14 protein-coding genes are annotated in these 14,965 nt (G+C 66.7%); 10 read left to right on the top strand and 4 right to left on the bottom strand.

Features of this window, described 5'->3' with window-relative positions; translation table 11 throughout:
• Positions 1–186: 186 nt before the first annotated feature.
• The 5 genes from DPV74_RS19900 to DPV74_RS19880 all read left to right on the top strand — a co-directional run bounded on the left by DPV74_RS19900 (position 187) and on the right by DPV74_RS19880 (position 4,838).
• Complete coding sequence (locus DPV74_RS19900) at positions 187–516, top strand: hypothetical protein (RefSeq protein WP_119337826.1); 330 nt, start codon at positions 187–189, stop codon at positions 514–516.
• 257 nt (positions 517–773) lie between these two features.
• Positions 774–1,109, top strand: a complete 336-nt coding sequence (locus tag DPV74_RS19895; RefSeq protein ID WP_059522513.1) for a hypothetical protein — start codon at positions 774–776, stop codon at positions 1,107–1,109.
• Between the two features lie 137 nt (positions 1,110–1,246).
• Positions 1,247–2,836 (top strand): ABC transporter substrate-binding protein, encoded by a 1,590-nt coding sequence (locus DPV74_RS19890; protein WP_119337825.1) that lies wholly within the window; start codon positions 1,247–1,249, stop codon positions 2,834–2,836.
• Positions 2,837–3,014: 178 nt separating this feature from the next.
• On the top strand, positions 3,015–3,557 hold the full coding sequence (locus tag DPV74_RS19885; protein WP_021161346.1) for a class I SAM-dependent methyltransferase: 543 nt from the start codon (positions 3,015–3,017) through the stop codon (positions 3,555–3,557).
• A 27-nt stretch (positions 3,558–3,584) separates the two neighbouring features.
• A complete protein-coding gene (locus DPV74_RS19880) occupies positions 3,585–4,838 on the top strand; it encodes a hypothetical protein (RefSeq protein WP_119337824.1) in 1,254 nt (417 codons plus the stop codon).
• A 25-nt stretch (positions 4,839–4,863) separates the two neighbouring features.
• On the opposite strand, the gene DPV74_RS19875 is transcribed toward DPV74_RS19880, so the two are convergent.
• The 4 genes from DPV74_RS19875 to DPV74_RS19860 all read right to left on the bottom strand — a co-directional run bounded on the left by DPV74_RS19875 (position 4,864) and on the right by DPV74_RS19860 (position 9,494).
• Positions 4,864–6,180 (bottom strand): Nramp family divalent metal transporter, encoded by a 1,317-nt coding sequence (locus DPV74_RS19875; protein WP_119337823.1) that lies wholly within the window; start codon positions 6,178–6,180, stop codon positions 4,864–4,866.
• A gap of 90 nt (positions 6,181–6,270) precedes the next feature.
• Complete coding sequence (locus DPV74_RS19870; protein ID WP_059553582.1) at positions 6,271–7,527, bottom strand: oxalate decarboxylase family bicupin; 1,257 nt, start codon at positions 7,525–7,527, stop codon at positions 6,271–6,273.
• 380 nt (positions 7,528–7,907) lie between these two features.
• Complete coding sequence (locus DPV74_RS19865) at positions 7,908–9,242, bottom strand: type II toxin-antitoxin system HipA family toxin (RefSeq protein ID WP_119337822.1); 1,335 nt, start codon at positions 9,240–9,242, stop codon at positions 7,908–7,910.
• A gap of 3 nt (positions 9,243–9,245) precedes the next feature.
• Complete coding sequence (locus DPV74_RS19860) at positions 9,246–9,494, bottom strand: helix-turn-helix transcriptional regulator (protein WP_021161351.1); 249 nt, start codon at positions 9,492–9,494, stop codon at positions 9,246–9,248.
• A gap of 259 nt (positions 9,495–9,753) precedes the next feature.
• Between DPV74_RS19860 and sapR the strand changes: the two genes are divergently transcribed.
• The 5 genes from sapR to nikC all read left to right on the top strand — a co-directional run bounded on the left by sapR (position 9,754) and on the right by nikC (position 14,964).
• Entirely contained in the window at positions 9,754–10,647 is an 894-nt protein-coding gene (gene sapR, locus DPV74_RS19855) for a sap1 transcriptional regulator SapR (protein WP_060195402.1), read from the top strand.
• A gap of 27 nt (positions 10,648–10,674) precedes the next feature.
• Complete coding sequence (gene ddpX, locus DPV74_RS19850) at positions 10,675–11,238, top strand: D-alanyl-D-alanine dipeptidase (RefSeq protein ID WP_027791890.1); 564 nt, start codon at positions 10,675–10,677, stop codon at positions 11,236–11,238.
• A gap of 61 nt (positions 11,239–11,299) precedes the next feature.
• Positions 11,300–12,901: an ABC transporter substrate-binding protein gene (locus tag DPV74_RS19845; RefSeq protein ID WP_119337821.1), complete on the top strand. Its 1,602-nt coding sequence runs from the start codon at positions 11,300–11,302 to the stop codon at positions 12,899–12,901.
• Positions 12,902–12,911: 10 nt separating this feature from the next.
• The gene (locus tag DPV74_RS19840) at positions 12,912–13,982 is read left to right on the top strand and encodes an ABC transporter permease (RefSeq protein WP_027791892.1); all 1,071 of its coding nucleotides are present in this window, start codon (positions 12,912–12,914) and stop codon (positions 13,980–13,982) included.
• A 67-nt stretch (positions 13,983–14,049) separates the two neighbouring features.
• Positions 14,050–14,964, top strand: coding sequence for a nickel transporter permease (gene nikC / locus DPV74_RS19835; protein ID WP_027791893.1), 915 nt, complete (start codon positions 14,050–14,052; stop codon positions 14,962–14,964).
• Position 14,965: the final 1 nt, after the last annotated feature.

Raw genomic sequence — 14,965 nt, 5'->3', positions numbered from 1 at the left:
ATGCCGACGCGGCGGCGGCCGGCGCGCATTGATCCGCGTGCGCGGCGGCCGGGCCCCGCGCCGCCACGCGCCGACGTAATAAAGACTTGCAATCGATACAGGCGGAAACGTCAACAGCCGGTGCCCGCGCCGCGTTTTCTGGACAAGCGCCCACGATTCGAGCGCGCAACGACAGGAGAAAACACCATGCGAGCCCTGACCCGCCATCTCGCGATTGCCGCCACGCTGATGTCGGTACTGACCGGCACCGCGTTCGCCGACACGCCGTGGCAACAGGCGCATCCGCGCCGCGAAGCGGTCAACCAGCGCCTCGCAAACCAGAATCGCCGGATCCGTCACGAAGTGAAGGAAGGCGAGATGTCGCACGCACAGGCCGCGCGCCTGCACCGTGACGACCGCAAGATCCGCCGGGAAGAGCGGGACATGGCTGCGCAGGATCGCAGCCACATCACGAAGAGCGAAAAGCACGTGCTGAACCAGCAGGAAAATGCGGTCAGCCACCAGATCGGCCAATAAGATCGACAACACCGGCAGGTGCCCATTCGCCCCCCCCTGAAACGCCCGCTGCCGCCGCGCGGCAGCGGGTGCTTGTTGTGTATCGAATCGTTTCAACGCGTCAACGGCGTCAAATGCTGCGGGTATACTCCGTCGTCAGCCGCCTGCCGCATCGTCGTCCGTCAAACATGGCCCGATTCCGGGCGGTTTCGTCGCGAAGCTTCGCGTTTCGCCTACCCCGCGCCCCAGCCTCGATACGAGACCCACGACGACCCACCATGAAACGATTCCTGCTGCTCCTTCCCGCCGCCCTGCTCGCCGCCTGCGGTTCCGCGCCGTCGTCCGACTCGGCCGCCTCGTCCGGCGCGGCGCCGATGATGTACGTGTCGTCGCAACGTCCGGCCTACGCGATCGCCAACTGCCTCGACAGCCGCCTGCCGGGCACCGAGCAATCGCAGCACAACGGCGTGACCGATATCGCCGTCGGCTCGAACTCGTACTTCGTCACGCTGACGCCGTCGGGCAGCGGTTCGGTCGTCAAGGTCGTGCGCGGCTCGGGCAGCGAGCCGCCCGAGGAAACGATGCGCTTCGCGCTCGCACGCTGCCTGATCTGATCCGAACCCCGCCGACGCCGGGCGCCCGCCCGGCTCGCGCCTGCGCGCCGGCCCGTCGGCGCGCACGCTGAATATTTTCATCCGGGTGGCCGTCGATGAGAGAATCGCACCCACGATTCCCTTTCAACGGAGCCCGCATGAAGCACCTGCTGTCCCGGCTGTTCGTCAGCGCCGCGCTCGTCGCGCTTGTTCCGGCGCTGCCGGCGCAGGCGGCCACGCCGCCCGGCATCTTCGTCGTCGCCACGCAGCTCGGCGAATTCACGACCCTCGACCCGAGCGGGATTTACGAACTGGTGCCGTCGGAGTACGTCGCGAATACCTACGAACGGCTCGTGCGCGTCGACCTGAAGGACCCGACGCGCTTCGACGGGCAGATCGCGCAATCGTGGACGATCGGCACCGACGGCGTGACCTACACGTTCAAGCTGCGCCCCGGCCTCACGTTCCATTCCGGCAACCCGGTCACCGCCGACGACGTCGCGTGGTCGCTGCAGCGCACCATCCTGCTCGACAAGGGGCCGGCCGGCGTGCTCGCCGACCTCGGCCTCACGAAGGCGAACGTGGCGCAGAAGGTGCGCGTGGTCGATCCGCAGACCGTCGTGCTCGAAACCGACCGCAAGTACGCACCGAGCTTCGTGCTCAACGTGCTGAGCGCATGCCCGGCATCGGTCTTCGACAAGAAGCTGCTGCTGTCGCACCAGCAGGGCAACGATTTCGGCAGCGGCTGGCTCCGGACCAACGACGCGGGCTCGGGCCCGTACCAGCTCGTCAAGTGGACGCCCAACGAGACCATCGTGCTGCAGCGTTTCGAGAAATACCGCACGCCGTACCCGATGAAGCGCGTCGTCCTGCGCCACGTGCCCGAAGCGTCCGCGCAACGGTTGCTGCTGGAGAACGGCGACGCCGACGCCGCGCGCAACCTGAGCCCCGACAGCCTCGCCGCGCTGACGAAGGCCGGCAAGATCAAGGTCGCATCGTGGCCGGTGTCCGCGCTGCTGTACCTGAGCCTGAACACGAAGAACCCGAACCTCGCGAAACCCGAGGTGCAGCAGGCGATGAAATGGCTGGTCGACTATGACGGCATCCAGCGCAACATCGTCAGCACGACGTACAAGGTGCATGAAACCTTCCTGCCCGAAGGCTTCCTCGGCGCGTCGAACGCGCGGCCGTACAGGCAGGACGTCGCGAAGGCGAAGGCGCTGCTCGCCAAGGCCGGCCTGTCGAACGGCTTCGACGTGACGATGGACATGCCGAACGACTATCCGTACCTCGAGATCGCGCAGGCGCTGCAGGCGAACTTCGCGCTGGGCGGCATCCGCGTGAAGCTGATTCCGGGCGATGCGAAGCAGGCGATCGGCAAGTATCGCGCGCGCCAGCACGACATCTTCGTCGGCGAATGGTCGCCCGACTACATGGACCCGAACAGCAATGCGCGCGGCTTCGCGTGGAATCCGGACAACTCCGACCAGTCGCCGACGAAGATGCTCGCGTGGCGCAACAGCTGGGACATTCCGCAACTGACGAAGGACACCGAGGCCGCGCTCGTCGAGCCGTCGCCCGCGAAACGCGCGCAGCGTTACGAAGCGCTGCAGAAGGCCGTGCTCGCGAACTCGCCGTTCATCATCATGTTCGAGAAGGTCGTGCAGGTCGCGACGCGCCCCGGCGTGACCGGGCCGGAAATCGGGCCGATCAACGACCTCGTGTCATACCACACGCTCGCGAAATAATGGCGCCCGCCCGCGCGCCCGGCCCTGCCGGCGCGCGGGTAATCGCCGCGGGCCGCCGTGGCGGTGCTATGCCGTGCGGCGCGGGCGATCTACAATGCGCGACGCCACGGACGCCGGCCGCGACCGGCGACGATCGGGACCATCGAATCCGCCAATCCGCTTCGCCAAGGAAAACAGGATGCGCACGCTACAACAACTGCGAATGGAGTTCCTTCAGTACAAGATCGAGCCGATCGGCTGGCTCGGCGACAGCCCCTCCCGCTTCGACTTCTATACGCAAACGGCCGCCGGATGCGACACCATCCTGGAGCTCGGCGTGTTCACCGGGCTGACCACGACGGCCTTCCTGCTCGCGCAGCCGAAGCGCCTCGTGTCGGTCGACATCTCCGACGAGTATTTCCAGATCCGGCCCGAACTGGAGCAGGCGGCGAAAGACCTGTCGATCGACTTCGAATTCCGGATTGCCGACGATCTCGCGATGGAGCCGCTCGCCGCCGACCTGCTGTTCATCGACACCACCCATACGTACGAGCAGACGCTCGCCGAACTGAACCGTTTCGGCCCGCTGGCGCGCAAGAAGATCGTGCTGCACGACATGACCGTGGCCGGCGTGTACCAGGCCGTGTTCCAGTGGCTGTGGGACAACAAGCAGTTTCATATTACGTATCACGACAGCCGCGGTTGCGGCGCGGTCGTCTGCGAGCGCCACGTCGGCTACTGAGCCGGGCGCGCGCAACGGGGGGCGAACATGCAATCGAGCGAACACGCGGTCTGCGTGGCGATCAACGACAACAACCGCGCGTGGTACGAGATGCTCGTGCCGTTCCTGCTGTCGCTGCGGCACACCGGCTACGACGGGCGGATCGCGGTGATCGGCTACGGGCTGTCCGAACGCAAGCGGCAGATCCTCGCGAGCCAGTCGGTCGACGTGATCGACGCGTCGAGCGCGTATGCGCTGCCGGTCGGCCGCTTCATCGAGGCAGCCGAGTATTGCGCACGCAACCCGCAGATCCGCAAGCTTGCGCTGTACGACGCCGACATCTGGTTCTGCGCGCCGCCGTTCGACCTGTTCTCGCAGATCGGCGACGACCGGCTTCACGCGTGCCCCGACCCGCTGTTCTGCACGTTCGTCGTCACGCCGCTGATCGGCGAGCGGCGCGACCATCACTGGCGCCTCGTCGTCGACGAAGTCTCCGCACGCCACGGCAGCGCCTTGCAGGCCGGGCTCGTTGCCGGGACCGCCGACGCGTGGGCACGCTACGCCGGCCACCTCCGCGACTGCACCGCCCGCATCGGCACCGATTTCCAGGAATGCTTCGGGATCGATACGACGTTCCTGCACCTGTGGAGCGCCCAGGGCGAAACGGCGCTGCTCGATCCGGTCCAGAACTTCGTCAGCAAGTACGGCATTCACGAAGCGTTCGATGCCGGCACCGGCACGACGACGCTCCGGTATCACGGCGAGCCGATCCGCGCGCTGCACATGACCGGCGACATCCGCTTCCTCGACCGCTGGCGCTACTACGCGAACCACGTCGACGCCGCGCTGCGCGACGGCGTGCCGTTCGCGTTGTCGGACGGCACGCCGGCACAGTCCGACGCGGTCGCCCAGCGCATCGCGGCGACCGACTACGTGCGCTCGGCCGGGCTGACCGTTGCGGCCGCAACGATCGAGACAAGCGCGGGCGCCTACCTGCAGGCGATCGACGAACCCGGCGGCACGATGCTGATCGGCAGCGGGAACCACGAAGTCGTGTTCACCGCGACACGCGACATCGCGCGGCTGAACGTCTATGTCACGCACCCGTCCGGGTCGCCGTCGCCGCTGCTGTGCGAAGTGCTGGTCGACGGGCAGCCGCAGCGGAAAGGCACCGAGCTGACGGCGCATTTCACGTACCGGATCGCGCCCGGCACCGTCGTCACGCTGCGCTCGACGAGCCTCGGCGGCCAGCAGTGCAATGCGATCTGGCGGCTGCGCGAGGCGCCGGACATGCAGCAGTAGGCAGCGGGCGGCGGCCCGCCGCCGGTCAATTGAATGCCGCCCACACCAGGTACGCGTTCAACCCGACGATCACGACCGTCGCCGCGCCGGCGACGATCCGCAGCGGCATCCGCATCGCGTAAGCGCCCATCACGTCCGCGCGCGCCGACAGCATCAGCAGCGCGATCATCGGCATCGGTAGCACGAAACTCAGCACCACCTGGCTCGCGACCATCGCGCGCGTGACGTCGCAGCCGAGCGCGACCACCGCGAACGCGGGCACGACCGTCACCGCGCGCCGCACCCAGACCGGCATGCGGCGGTGGATGAAGCCCTGCATCACGACCTGCCCGGCCATCGTGCCGACCACCGAACTCGACACGCCCGAGGTCAGCAGCGCGACGAGAAACAGCGCGCCGGCCGCCGGCCCGAGCACCGGGATCAGCGTGTGATACGCGTCGCCGATGTCGGTCATGCCCGGCGCGCTCGCGTGAAACGCCGACGACGCCATCATCACCATCGCGAGATTCACGAACCCGGCCAGCCCGAGCGCGACGACCACCTCGCGATTCGAGAAGCGCACGAGCCGCCGCCGCTCCGTATCGTCGCGCGGCGCGGTGCGATCCTGCGTGAGCCCCGAATGCAGATACAGCGTGTGCGGCATGATCGTCGCGCCGATGATCCCGACCGCGATCGTCAGCGCCGCGCGATCCGGAATCTGCGGAACGACCAGATGGAACGCGGCCGCATGCCAGTCCTGCGGCGCGATCAGCAGTTCGCCGAGATAGCACGCGCCGATCACGCCGACCAGCGCCGCGATCGCGGCTTCCAGCGGCCGGAAGCCGCGCTTTTCGAGCGCGAGGATCGCGCAGGTCGCGAGCGCCGTCGCGATCATCCCCGCGAACAGCGACAGGTGGCACAACAGCCCGAATGCAAGCGCGCCGCCGAGGAATTCGGCGAGATCGGTCGCCATCGCGGCGATCTCGGACGCGACCCACATCCCCCATACGACCGGCGCGGGAAACCGGTCGCGGCACAGCTCCGCGAGATTGCGGCCGGTCACGATGCCGAGCTTCGCCGACATCGCCTGGAACAGCATCGCGATCGCGTTCGCGGCCAGCACGACCCACAGCAGCCGGTAGCCGTACGCGGCACCGGCCTGGATGTTGGTCGCGAAGTTGCCGGGGTCCATATAGCCGATCGACGCGATCACGGCCGGGCCGACGAACGGCAGCAGCGCGGCGACGCCGGTGCGGCGCCCTTCCAGCGCGGCACGCGCCGCGCCGTCGATGTGGCCGGTGTGGCCGGCAGGCAGACTCGGCAGCGCGAAGCCGCCGGCAGGTTTGTTCGTGACGGGAATCATGGTGGTGTTCCGTTCGAATGAAGCAGGATTCCTGAAGGTCTGGCGCCGCGGCCGGCATGTCGGCTGCCGGCCGCGGCGGCAGCGGCGGCGTTACAGCGGCACGACGTCGGGACGGTTGCGCGGAAACTGCGCGATCACGTCCGGCGCGACGTTCAGGTGCGCTTCGACGAGCTTCGGCGGCGTATGCGCGAGCCAGTCGGACAGCGACACTTCCGCATAGCGGTCGGTCTTGAAGATCTCGAGGAACACCAGATCGGTGTTGCCGGTGTTCTGCACGTAGTGCCCGAGGCTTTTCTTCACGTAGCCGACGTCGCCCGCGCGGAAGTCGGCCGTCTGCGCCTTCGGCCCCGTGTCGAACACGGTCATCCGTGCCTCGCCCTGCAGGTAGTACTGCCATTCATCCGCGTTCGGGTGCCAGTGCAGTTCCCGCATGCCGCCCGGATGCACGGTGACGAGCGCCGCCGCGACGGTCGTCGACACGTTGAAGTTCGTGCTGTCCGCGATCCGCACTTCGCCGCCGCGGGTCTTCCTGACCGGTTTCATGTCGCCGAGCGGGAAGATGAACGGATGCGGCGGCGCCCCTGCCGCCGACGCCGATGCGCGCTGAGCTTCCGCGAGCGGGCCCGGTTCGTCGCCCTGGAAGATCCACAGGTTGTCGAGCGGGATGTTCCGGAATGCGTCGGCCGGCACGCCGAAGTTGAGCGCGAGCACGTCGGGCGGCGTGTGCGCGACCCAGTCGGTCAGCAGCAGCGTGTTGAATTCGGATGCGCGGCCGTTATCGAATGCGAGCAGGAATTCGGCGCCGTCGGTGCCGAGGCCCTGCAGCGAATGCGGCAGGCCGGGCGGGAAATACCAGAGATCGCCGGTTTTCACGTCCTGCACCGATGGCCGCCCGAGTTCGTCGAGCACCGTGATCCGGCACCGGCCGTCGAGCATGATGGCCCACTCGGCCTGCTGGTGCCAGTGCATCTCGCGAATGCCGCCGCGCGTCAGGCGCATGTTGACGCCGGAAATGGTTTCGGAAATCGCAAAATCGTCCTGAGTGACTTCACGCGCCCATCCGCCATTTTGAATTCTTTTATGCGCATTATTGAACGAGGCCCAGAATAACGGCATGCCGTTGATATCGGTGGCCGGCGGATCCTGAAAGGACGGAAACTGGTTGGCGATAGCCGGATTTTTGGGCCCCGGATCGGTCAGGCTCTGGCGGTTGCGCGCATTGACCGCGCCTTCCGGCGGACTGTCCGGATTGCCGAACGAGGCGGCCTTGGCCGATACCGCAATACCGGCGGCGGCAATGGCGCCGGCCGTATTCGCCAGCATCCTGCGTCGAGAAAGATTCGTCATGACTTCTCCTTCATTCTTGCGATCAAGTGAATTCCCATTACGGAACACATGCCGTTTTTCGGATTATCGAAAATCGAACATCCCGTCACGCAAGTTAAATACAATTCGACGAATAAATTAAATGAATTATTAACCTGAATTAATGAATTAAGCTGATCGACTTTAATTTTGTAATTATTGCGGTGCAGCGGGATGGCGGGAAGGGAACGGATTTCGGTGAATGAGGGGATACGATTGCGCCCGGTCGTGACGACCCTGCATGGCGACAACACGAGATCGGGATACGATGCGGTCGACTCGAATCACCGATCGTTTCGAGCCGGCCTGTGCGGATGCGAATACGCCGGATCCCGGCGACCTGCGCCGCGACCGGAAGCGGTTCACTCTCGCGGCATCGCGTCGAGCCGTTGCGCGGCAAACCTCAAGCCGCCCAGAATCCGTTCCGCGACCCGTGCCGGAAAGCCGGGCGGCAACGCCGCGGCGACCGATTCGATCACATGCGGCGTCATCGCGACGAGCCGTTCGACGATCGGCGTCGCGATATCGCCGAGCAGGCAGTGCTCGGCCATCGCGCTAAAGTGCCGTCGCGTGATGTCGCGCATCGCATAGTGCTTGCGCTTGCCGTGCACGGCCATCGCGAGCTTCGCCTTGTGCCACGACCACTGGTTCGCGCCGTCGCCTTCGACCGGCCAGATCGACATCACGTCGTAAAGCGGCGTCAGCCGGAAACGGCCGCCCGCCAGCAGGCGCAGGCTGAAGTTCTTCGCATGCCCGTCCGGTGCGGCAAGCATCCAGAACACGATCAGGGCGGCGAACAACGTGTCGAGATCTTCCCGCGACGTTTCGGAGCGGCGCAGGAGGCCTGCGAGATCGGGCACACCGGGGCCGCCGTGCGACTCGTACTTCAGATGAGGCGGCACGCCGAGCGCCTGGCAGAAGTCCTCCTGCGGCAAGCGCAACAGCCACCCGCCATCGCGATGCAACGCACGATCGAAGCGTGCGACGGACAGAACCTTGTGCGCGCCGAAACTCACGATTTCCGCCTGCGCGACCGACAGGCCGAACGCGCGCAGGATCGCGAGGCACAGCCACTCGTTCTCGACGGAGGCCGTCAGGTCGGCCCGCTTGTTGCCGACCAGCCCGAGCGGCAATTTCAGAATATGCGTCGTCGGCGTCGCGCCATGCGGGCGCATCCAGCGCCCGTCATGAAACAGCAGTGCGGTCTTTTCCTGCGCGCCGGCCAGCGACAGCCGGAAATCGTCGTCGTCCCCGCCTGCCGTCGCCACCCCGCTCGCCTGATCGAGCACGCGTGCCACGTCGTCGTCCGACAGCGGCGTACCGTCGATGCGATTCAGGCCGGTCGGCGCATCGTCCTCGCCGAGCAATTGCACCGCGCCGATGCAGTCGCGGCCGAGCGCGGCAAGCAGATCGAACGGCTCGGTCGTCGCCGTGCCGAACCGGGCGGCCAGGCGGCGCCGAATGGCATCGCTGTCCGGCAGCAGATTGTCGAAGAAGTGATTCACGCGTTCGCCGCGCAGCGGTGCTTCGCCGACACCGAACGGCAGCGACAGCGACAACGGGCGGCCGACGGCTGATTGTTTCCAGTCGGCGTCGTACAGGAGTTCCATGTCGCCGCGCGCGGGAATCCGCCACGTGCCGACCCGCTGGCCGTTCGTCCAGATCGACAATGCGCGCGTGTGCGTTCTGCGTCCCATCGCTTACCACTCGACGTCGGCTGCGTCGTGCCCGTCCTTCGTGCGGATGCTGAGTTCGAGACCGTATAGCGCGGTCAACTCGAGCAACTGACTAAGCGACAGGCTTTCGGTACGCGTGGTTTCGAGCGACGACAGGCGCGACTGACCCACGCCGATTCTCCCGGCCGCTTCCGCTTGTGTCAGGCCCTTTGCCTGACGCGCGGAAGACAGGATTTCGCCCAGTTGCGCGGACGTATTGACGATGAAGTTCACGGCATGGATCCCCGAGGACAATAAATGCAGTATATGCCTGACAGACATAAACGCAAATTATCTCCATCAGACATAAACGCAAATTATTCCTGACAGAGATAAAACCAAGCCCCTTCCGGCGCGGACCGCCCCACCGTCGAACGCACTTCCGACCCTATCACCTATCCTCACACCATAGTTTTTATCCGCTGGCGTGAATGATTTTGGCTTCGTTAGATGGATGACATTCGATCATCAGACGACAACGATCTAACAGCCGATGACCTGCGCGTTCGCCCGTACCGTCGAATCCCGCTACGCCGAGCTCACGCCGACCGCGAAGCGCATCGCGAGCTACATGCTCGCGAACCTCGACCGGCTCGGGCTCGAAACGGCCGACCAGATCGCGCAGCAGGCCGGCACGAGCGGCATCTCGGTCGGGCGCTTCCTGCGCAGCGTCGGCTACCGCAATCTCGACGACCTGAAGCGCGAGCTGCGCGGCGGAGGCGATCGCCCGTGGATGATCACCGACCGGCTCGACGAATACCGCCGCATCGCGGGTACGCAACCGGCCCACGGCAACGGAAACGGAAACGGCGATGCCGGCAACAGCCCGCTCGCATCGTCGCTCGAGCGCGAGCTCGATGCGATCCGCCACGTGTACCGCCTCGCCGAAGGCCCGGTGTTCGCGCAGGTCGCCGACCGGATCGCGCATGCGGACGCGGTATTCATCCTCGGCATCCAGTCGACGCGCGGGATCAGCAACGCGTTCAGCAGCTACCTCGAGTACCTGCGCCCGCGCGTGTTCTATTCCGACGGCCAGTCGGGCTCGTACGTCGATTCGCTGAACTCCGAATTCGAGCGGCCGTACTGCATCGTCACCGACACCCGCGCGTATTCGCGCAGCGCGCGCCGCTATTGCCAGGCGGCCGCCGAGCGCGGGCAGCCGTTCGCGCTGGTCACCGACCTCTCGTGCCCGTGGGCGCGCGACTGGCCGGCCGACCTGCTGCAGGTGAAGACCGACGTCGGCCAGTTCTGGGATTCGCTCGCACCGCTCACCTGCCTGTTCAACCTGCTGATCACGGCCGTGGTCGACCGCCTCGGCCCCGCGATCGACCGGCGCGTCGCGCGCAACCGCGAACTGCAGCACACGTTCGACCAATTCGAATCCTGAGCGAGCCCGACCGAACCCGAACCGCCAATGAACGACCACCGCCTCGTCGAAATCACGCCCGCCACCCATCGCGTCGACATCGACCTCGTCTACGCGACCGACCGCAACCTGACCGGCAAGCCGATCTACCGCCGCGCGCACTGCCTGCTGCTGGCACCGGCCGAAGCCGCGTTGCGCCGCGCGGTGAACGTCGCCGCGCAGGCCGGCTTCACGCTGCGCATCTACGATGCGTACCGGCCGCCGCAGGCGCAGCAGGTGCTGTGGGATTTCCTGCCCGATCCGAACTTCGTCGCCGATCTCGGTCGCGGCTCGAATCACAGCCGCGGCACCGCGCTCGACCTGACGCTCGTCGGCGCGGATGGCGAGCCGCTCGACATGGGCACCGGCTTCGACGAGATGGTCGCCGCATCCGGCCACTTCCACGCGGGGCTGCCCGAAGCGGTGCAGCGCAACCGCCTGCTGCTGCTCGGCGTGATGCACGCGGCCGGCTTCGCGCACATCGACAGCGAATGGTGGCACTACGAACTGCCCGGCTCGCATGCGCTGCCCCAGATCGACAATGCGGCAAGCGGCCCGTGGCGCCTGATGTGATGGCCCGACGCATTCTCCCCACCGTTCACGTTCAACGACTTCAACGACACATGGAGCGCAGATGAAACCCCTGACATCCCGGCTCGTCGCGGCGCTGGCCGCCGCATCCGTCCTCGCCGCCGTTCCGCTGTCCGCCGCGCATGCGGAGACGCCGAAGGACATGTTCGTGATGGCCACGCTGCTCGACGAATTCACGACGCTGGACCCGGGCGAGGTCTACGAGCTGGTGCCGGAGGAATACGTCGCGAACACGTACGACCGGCTCGTGCGCGTCGACCTGCGCGATCCGTCGAAATTCAACGGCGACGTTGCGCAGTCGTGGACGGTGAGCACCGACGGGCTGACCTACACGTTCAAGCTGCGCCCCGGCCTCAAGTTCCACTCGGGCAACCCGCTGACGGCCGACGACGTCGCGTGGTCGATCCAGCGCGCGGTGCTGCTCGACAAGGGGCCGGCGGCCGTACTGACCGGCATCGGGCTCACGAAGGCGAACGTCGTCGCCAACGTGAAGAAGCTCGACGACCTGACGGTGTCGGTCACGACCGACCAGAAGTACGCGCCGACCTTCGTCCTGAATGTGCTGGGCTCCTGGCCCGCCTCGGTGCTCGACAGGAAGCTGCTGCTGTCGCACCAGCAGGGCAGCGACTTCGGCAACGCGTGGCTGAAGACCAACGAGGCCGGCTCCGGCGCGTACAAGCTGGTCAAGTGGACCGCCGGCGACACCGTCGTGCTGCAGCGCTTCGACGGCTACCGGCTGCCGCTCGCGATGAAGCGCATCGTGCTGCGCCACGTGCCCGAAGCCGCGAGCCAGCGCCTGCTGCTGGAGAACGGCGACGTCGATGCGGCACGCGACCTGAGCCCCGACGATCTGGCGTCGGTCGTGAAATCCGGCAAGGCGAAGGTGTCGGCATCGCCGCAGGCGACGCTGCTGTATCTCGGCCTGAACACGAAGAATGCGACGCTCGCGAAGCCCGACGTGCAGGAAGCGCTGAAGTGGCTCGTCGACTATGCGGGCATCCAGGGCAACGTGGTGAAGACGACCTACAAGGTCCACCAGACCTTCCTGCCCGAAGGCTTCCTCGGCACGCTGAACGCGAACCCGTACCGGCTCGACGTCGCGAAGGCGAAGGCGCTGCTCGCGAAGGCCGGCGTGCCGAACGGGTTCTCGGTGACGATGGACGTGCGCAACGATTATCCGTACACCGAAATCGCGCAGGCCGTGCAGGCGAACTTCGCGCAGGCGGGCATCAAGGTGCAACTGATCCCCGGCGACAACAAGCAGACGCTCGCGAAATACCGCGCGCGCCAGCACGACATCTACATCGGCGAATGGTCGGCCGACTACATCGATCCGCACAGCAACGCGCAGGGTTTTGCGTGGAACCCCGACAATTCCGACAAGTCGAGCTATAAAATGCTGGCCTGGCGCAACAGCTGGGACATTCCGCAACTGACGAAGGAAACCGACGCCGCGCTCGCCGAACCGACCGCCGCGAAACGCGCGCAACGGTATCAGGCGATGCAGAAGGAGATGCTCGCGCGCTCGCCGTTCGTGATCATGTTCGAGAAAGTCGCGCAGGTCGCGACGCGGCCCGGCGTGAGCGGGCTCGAAGTCGGGCCGATCAACGATCTCGTGTCGTACCGCAACCTGAAGAAGCAATAAGATTCACCGCATGTCGACTCCCGCCTCCTCCCTCGAAGCCCTGCGCACGCTGCCCGCGCGGCGCCCGGCCGTGCGCTGGGCACTGCGCGTGCTGCGCTGGACGCTCACGCTCGCCGTCACGTTCGCGGGGCTGCTCGCGCTGACGTTCGTGATCGGCCGCAAGGTGCCGATCGACCCCGTGCTCGCGATCCTCGGCGATCGCGCGTCGGCCGAGGCGTATGCGGCCGAACGCATCGCGCTCGGGCTCGACAAGCCGCTCGTCACGCAATTCCTGATCTATGCGCGCGATGTACTGCACGGCCATCTCGGCATGTCGCTGCTGACCGCGAACCCCGTGCTCGACGACATCAAGCGCGTATTCCCGGCCACGCTCGAACTGGCGACGATCGCGACCTTGATCGGCATTGCGATCGGCGTGCCGCTCGGCGTCGCGGCCGCCGTGAAGCACAACCGTCCGATCGATCACATCGCGCGCTTCGTCGGGCTGATCGGCAATTCGGTGCCGGTGTTCTGGCTCGGGCTGATGGGGCTGCTGCTGTTCTATGCGCGGCTGCATTGGGTCGGCGGGCCGGGCCGGCTCGATCCCGTGTACGACGGGATGGTCGATCCGCGCACCGGCAGCCTGCTGATCGATGCGGCGCTCGCGGGCGAATGGGACGTGTTCCGCAACGCGGTATCGCACATCGCGCTGCCCGCCGCGATCCTCGGCTACTACTCGGTCGCGTATCTCAGCCGCATGACGCGCTCGTTCATGCTCGACCAGTTGAGCCAGGAATACATCGTCACCGCGCGCGCGAAAGGCTTGCCGGAGCGCCGCGTGATCTGGCGGCATGCGTTCGGCAACATCGCGGTGCCGCTGCTCACCGTGATCGCGCTCACCTACAGCAACCTGCTCGAAGGCTCGGTACTGACCGAGATCGTGTTCGCGTGGCCGGGGCTCGGCTCTTACCTGACCGGCGCGCTGCTGAACGCCGACATGAACGCGGTGCTCGGCGCGACGCTCGTGATCGGCGCGATGTTCATCACCGTCAACCTGCTGACCGACGCGCTGTACCGCGTGTTCGATCCGCGCGCGCGCTGACGCGCCGACACGACATGACCGCTTCCACCCTGCTTCTTTCATCGCCCATGCCGAAGGTCGTCCAACCATGAACGCCGAGCGTCTCACGCTGCGCGCGTGGCTGCTGTCCGACGCGCCCGCCTCGCGCTCGCAGGCCGCACTCGGCCTCGCGTATCGCCGCTGGCGCCGTTTCGCCGGCAACCCGCTCAACCTGTTCGGGCTCGCGATCCTCGTCGCGCTGATCGTCGTCGCGATCGTCGGCCCGCTGATCATGCCGCACGATCCGCTGCGCCAGGTGCTGTCCGACCGGCTGCTGCCGCCCGGCTCGCCGTCGCACTGGCTTGGCACCGACCAGCTCGGCCGCGACATCCTTTCGCGGCTGATTGCCGGTTCGCGCCTCACGCTCGGCATTGCGCTGCTCGTCGTCGTGATCGTCGTGCCGATCGGCCTCGCGATCGGCACGACGGCCGGCTATTGCGGCGGCTTCGTCGACAGCGTGCTGATGCGCATCACCGACATCGCGCTCGCGTTCCCGAAGATCGTGCTCGCGCTCGCATTCGCGGCCGCGCTCGGGCCCGGCGTGATCAACGCGGTCGTCGCGATCTCGATCACCGCGTGGCCCGCGTATGCGCGGCTCGCGCGCGCGGAGACGATCCGCATCGCGCAGGCCGACTTCATCCACGCCGCCCGCCTGCAGGGCGCGTCGGGCCCGCGCATCCTGCTGCGCTACATCGTGCCGCTGTGCATGTCGTCGGTGATCGTGCGCGCGACGCTCGACATGGCCGGCATCATCCTGACCGTCGCGGGCCTCGGCTTCCTCGGCCTCGGCGCACAGCCGCCGAGCCCCGAGTGGGGCTTCATGGTCGCGTCGGGCCGCAACGTGCTGCTCGACGCGTGGTGGGTCGCGACGCTGCCCGGCTGCGCGATCCTGCTCGTGAGCCTCGCGTTCAACCTGCTCGGCGACGGGCTGCGCGATGTCTTCGATCCCCGTCATGGAGCGTGAC

Origin of the sequence: Burkholderia sp. HAN2018, from assembly GCF_024704855.1 — a bacterium.
GTDB classification, from domain to species: domain Bacteria; phylum Pseudomonadota; class Gammaproteobacteria; order Burkholderiales; family Burkholderiaceae; genus Burkholderia; species Burkholderia cepacia.
Note: the sequence above shows the minus strand (reverse complement) of the source record. Positions and strands in the feature narration are given on the sequence as shown.

Coding starts and splice junctions, on each gene's coding strand:
- DPV74_RS19875 (WP_119337823.1), bottom strand. CDS start 6,180: ATGATTCCCGTCACGAACAAACCTGCCGGCGGCTTCGCGCTGCCGAGT.
- sapR (WP_060195402.1), top strand. CDS start 9,754: ATGACCTGCGCGTTCGCCCGTACCGTCGAATCCCGCTACGCCGAGCTC.
- DPV74_RS19865 (WP_119337822.1), bottom strand. CDS start 9,242: ATGGGACGCAGAACGCACACGCGCGCATTGTCGATCTGGACGAACGGC.
- DPV74_RS19890 (WP_119337825.1), top strand. CDS start 1,247: ATGAAGCACCTGCTGTCCCGGCTGTTCGTCAGCGCCGCGCTCGTCGCG.
- DPV74_RS19885 (WP_021161346.1), top strand. CDS start 3,015: ATGCGCACGCTACAACAACTGCGAATGGAGTTCCTTCAGTACAAGATC.
- DPV74_RS19840 (WP_027791892.1), top strand. CDS start 12,912: ATGTCGACTCCCGCCTCCTCCCTCGAAGCCCTGCGCACGCTGCCCGCG.
- ddpX (WP_027791890.1), top strand. CDS start 10,675: ATGAACGACCACCGCCTCGTCGAAATCACGCCCGCCACCCATCGCGTC.
- DPV74_RS19900 (WP_119337826.1), top strand. CDS start 187: ATGCGAGCCCTGACCCGCCATCTCGCGATTGCCGCCACGCTGATGTCG.
- DPV74_RS19870 (WP_059553582.1), bottom strand. CDS start 7,527: ATGACGAATCTTTCTCGACGCAGGATGCTGGCGAATACGGCCGGCGCC.
- DPV74_RS19845 (WP_119337821.1), top strand. CDS start 11,300: ATGAAACCCCTGACATCCCGGCTCGTCGCGGCGCTGGCCGCCGCATCC.
- DPV74_RS19880 (WP_119337824.1), top strand. CDS start 3,585: ATGCAATCGAGCGAACACGCGGTCTGCGTGGCGATCAACGACAACAAC.
- DPV74_RS19895 (WP_059522513.1), top strand. CDS start 774: ATGAAACGATTCCTGCTGCTCCTTCCCGCCGCCCTGCTCGCCGCCTGC.
- nikC (WP_027791893.1), top strand. CDS start 14,050: ATGAACGCCGAGCGTCTCACGCTGCGCGCGTGGCTGCTGTCCGACGCG.